This is a genomic window from Desulfovibrio sp. (assembly GCF_035644575.1).
Lineage (GTDB): Bacteria > Desulfobacterota > Desulfovibrionia > Desulfovibrionales > Desulfovibrionaceae > Desulfovibrio.
On record NZ_DASQOG010000014.1, the window covers coordinates 1 to 3,043 of the forward strand.

Genomic DNA, 3,043 nt, shown 5'->3' on the forward strand with positions numbered 1-3,043 from the left:
GCGCGTATCCGGCAGGAGAATTACCGCATGATCCGCCGCATGAGCGCATCGGTAAACTCGCTTGATTCCATGGTCAGCCGCCTGCCGGAGATGGGCGTTCAGGCCATGCGCCTTGCCGCCGCCTCGCCCCTTTGCGGCATCAGCCTTGCCCAAAGCCAGATGCGCCGCAAATACGGTGTAACCGTCATTGCCATTCTGCGTAACGGCGCAACCCAGGCATCGCCGGAACCCAACGACCTGTTTCAAACCGATGACGTGGTGTATCTGTTTGGCAAAACAGATAAACTCCTGGCAATAGCCCCGCTCTTTTCCGGCCCCTTGCGCGAATCCGGCAAGGAAACCAGCCCCCCGCCCAAGGCTGCCTAGCGTATTTCGCAATTGCTGCGGTAAAGGAGGCGGGGCTTGCCCTGCCTCCTTTTAATTGTCAAACTCGGCAATGCGTTAGCGCTGCCTCGGTAAAAGATTCTGCCAAACCGGGGCTGGGAACTTGCGCATTTTGCCATTGCCGTCTATTAAAACTGATTACAGATATACTAACGGGAGCAACCCAAAGGGCTGCCCGCTGATAATCCGCCCTCTTGCGGCATGGATGTACTATGCTTGACGACAGACTGATGCGCGCCATGTTTGGCGAATCACGCAGCGTCGCCATTATCGGCGCCAAGGACAAAGCCGGACAGGCCGTGGACAGGGTCGGGCGCTATCTGCTGGAGCAGGGATACACGATTTTTCCTGTCCATCCCGTGCGCAAAACCGTTTGGGGGCTGCCTGCGGTCACCTGCCTTGCGGAGCTGCCCGAGCCGGTGGATATCGTCAATCTGTTTCGCGCGCCGGAGTACTGCCCCGCCCACGCGCAGGAAGTGCTGGACCTGCCCTGGAAACCAAAAGTTTTCTGGATGCAGCTTGGCATACGCTCGATCGAGGCACGTCAGCTGTTGGCCCGTACAGGCATGACAGTGGTTGAAGATTCCTGCATCATGGTGGAACACGAGCGCCTCATGCGCCCCTCGCTCACTTTTTAAGGCCAAGGATTATAGCCCATGTCTGCCGCTCACGGAGAATCGGTTTTCAACTGCCGCATGTGCGGCCACTGCTGCGAAGGAAGAGGCGGCATTGTCGTAAGCCCCACAGACCTGATCCGGCTGGCAGCGCACATGCAGCAAGCGCCGGAAGCAGTGGCGGAGAACTATTGCGAGCGCATTGCCGGCAAGCTCAAAATTCGCTGCGGTGAAGACGGCTACTGCGTGTTTTTTCGTCAGGGCAGCGGCTGCGGCGTACATGAGGGCAAGCCTGCAATCTGCCGCGCATGGCCCTTTTTTCGCGGCAACATTGAAGACCCGGCCAGCCTCGCCATGGCCAAAGAGTTCTGCCCCGGCATCGAAACTGGCGCGCTGCATGCGAATTTTGCGCGCGAAGGCCGCGACTATCTGCGCGAAAACGGCCTGCTTGCTTCCGATGCCACCTGTGAAGCCAATGCGCTTATCCTGAAGTAATCATGCGACGCCGCCCCCGCCAGATATCGCTGAAAGAATGCTACGACATTCTCAAGCTTAAAAAGGACGCCGATACGGCTGACCTCAAGCGGGCCTACCGGCGTCGCGCTTTTGAGCTGCACCCCGACCTCAACCCCGGCAACCCGGACGCCAGCCGGGAATTTCAGCTGCTCAACGAGGCCTATGTGGCCCTTTCCGCCATACTCAAGCATGAGGACGGCGTGCGGGCTTCAACAGAGGCCAGCAGGGCTGCGCAGGCGGAGAGCAAGACGCGGGCCGCAAAGGAAGAGCCTACTGACGACAGGGCGGAGCGACAGGCTCAAGCGGATAATGGCTCTCAAGGCCGTAACGGGCAGCAGGCGGACTCTGGCGCAAAAGAGGCCAGCTCTGGCGCGGCTGAGGCCGCTGCCGGGGCGCAGGCCTCAGCCGATGCCGGGAAAGCCCAAAAAGAGCAGAATCAAGAACAGCAAAAAACCAAAAACGCAGAGCAAAAAAACGCGCAGAACGGCTATTCAGAGCATGACGTGCTGCGCGACCTGCTTACGGATCCCTTTGCCCGCCGTGTTTTTGAAGATATTTACAGCGAACTGAACCGCCAGCATCAGGAAGAAGCGCCCCCCCAGCAGGAAGCGCCTTATCAAAAGGAAGGGCCCACTTTTGGCCACTCCAAGGAAAAACCCACGGCGGAAAAACGCAATGTAAAGCTGCACAAGAGCAATCTGGCCTGGGGTACGCCAAAGTGGAACAAAGACCACAGCAAGGGCGTTACCGGCATGGTCAAGGGCTGGCTGCGCCGTCAGATTGATGAAGAACAAACACTTGCGCTGCCCTCGGCCAATCTTTCGCCAGGCAAACGCATTCGCCTGCAAATACGTCAGGCACTCTCAGGCGAGTTGAAAACTGTCGAGATCACCCTGCCGCCGGATTTTGCCGTGGGCAAACCCATCCGGCTGCGCGGGCTGGGCAAGCGCGTGGGGCCGTGGCAAGGCGACTTGTACCTGATTATCACCAACGAATGATCGCGCGTCTTTCATGCGCGCCGCACCATAAACGAAAAGAGGCCCCGTGGGGCCTCTTTTCGTTTATGGTAGTCTGCTGGGCGAAAATGTCTTGTATGGGACTATTCCGTTTCCACATGAAAGCCAAAGTCGCCGTATTCTTCCCCGTCAACCACGTAGCGCAGGCGCTCATGAATGCTGTTGTCCTCGTTAAAGGTCAGCACCACGGGCTTGCGGCTGTACAGATCCTGCGGGCCGTTCACATATTCGTAAGCGCTGATGATGACTTCATCACCGCGCTGACAGGCCCGCGCCGCCGCACCGTTGAGTACGCAGCAGCGCGAACCCGGCTCGCCGTAGATAACATAGGTGGAAATGCGCTGTCCGTTGCTCTTGTTCCAGATATACACGAATTCCAGCGGGTAGATGCCCGCCTCGCGGCACTGCTCCGGGTCAAGCGTCACCGAGCCGTGGTAGTTCAGTTCGCACCCGGTAACACGAATGCAATGCAGTTTTGCCCGCAGTATTTGCAGCATGACAAACTCTCTTGCG

Annotated in this window: 5 protein-coding genes; 4 read left to right on the forward strand and 1 reads right to left on the reverse strand. The window is 58.4% G+C overall.

The annotated features are described in order from the left end of the window. The 4 genes from VEZ52_RS00625 to VEZ52_RS00640 form a co-directional block, all read left to right on the forward strand. The coding region (locus VEZ52_RS00625) for a cation:proton antiporter regulatory subunit (RefSeq protein WP_324835089.1) at positions 1-366 on the forward strand (366 nt) is incomplete at its 5' end. Positions 367-596: 230 nt separating this feature from the next. Beyond that, positions 597-1,022: a CoA-binding protein gene (locus tag VEZ52_RS00630; RefSeq protein WP_324835090.1), complete on the forward strand. Its 426-nt coding sequence runs from the start codon at positions 597-599 to the stop codon at positions 1,020-1,022. 18 nt (positions 1,023-1,040) lie between these two features. Next, the gene (locus tag VEZ52_RS00635) at positions 1,041-1,493 is read left to right on the forward strand and encodes a YkgJ family cysteine cluster protein (RefSeq protein ID WP_324835091.1); all 453 of its coding nucleotides are present in this window, start codon (positions 1,041-1,043) and stop codon (positions 1,491-1,493) included. A 2-nt stretch (positions 1,494-1,495) separates the two neighbouring features. Further along, entirely contained in the window at positions 1,496-2,512 is a 1,017-nt protein-coding gene (locus VEZ52_RS00640; RefSeq protein ID WP_324835092.1) for a J domain-containing protein, read from the forward strand. 101 nt (positions 2,513-2,613) lie between these two features. On the opposite strand, the gene panD is transcribed toward VEZ52_RS00640, so the two are convergent. Then, a partial coding sequence (gene panD, locus VEZ52_RS00645) for an aspartate 1-decarboxylase (RefSeq protein ID WP_324835093.1) occupies positions 2,614-3,043 on the reverse strand: 430 nt, incomplete at its 5' end.

Coding starts and splice junctions, on each gene's coding strand:
- VEZ52_RS00630 (WP_324835090.1), top strand. CDS start 597: ATGCTTGACGACAGACTGATGCGCGCCATGTTTGGCGAATCACGCAGC.
- VEZ52_RS00635 (WP_324835091.1), top strand. CDS start 1,041: ATGTCTGCCGCTCACGGAGAATCGGTTTTCAACTGCCGCATGTGCGGC.
- VEZ52_RS00640 (WP_324835092.1), top strand. CDS start 1,496: ATGCGACGCCGCCCCCGCCAGATATCGCTGAAAGAATGCTACGACATT.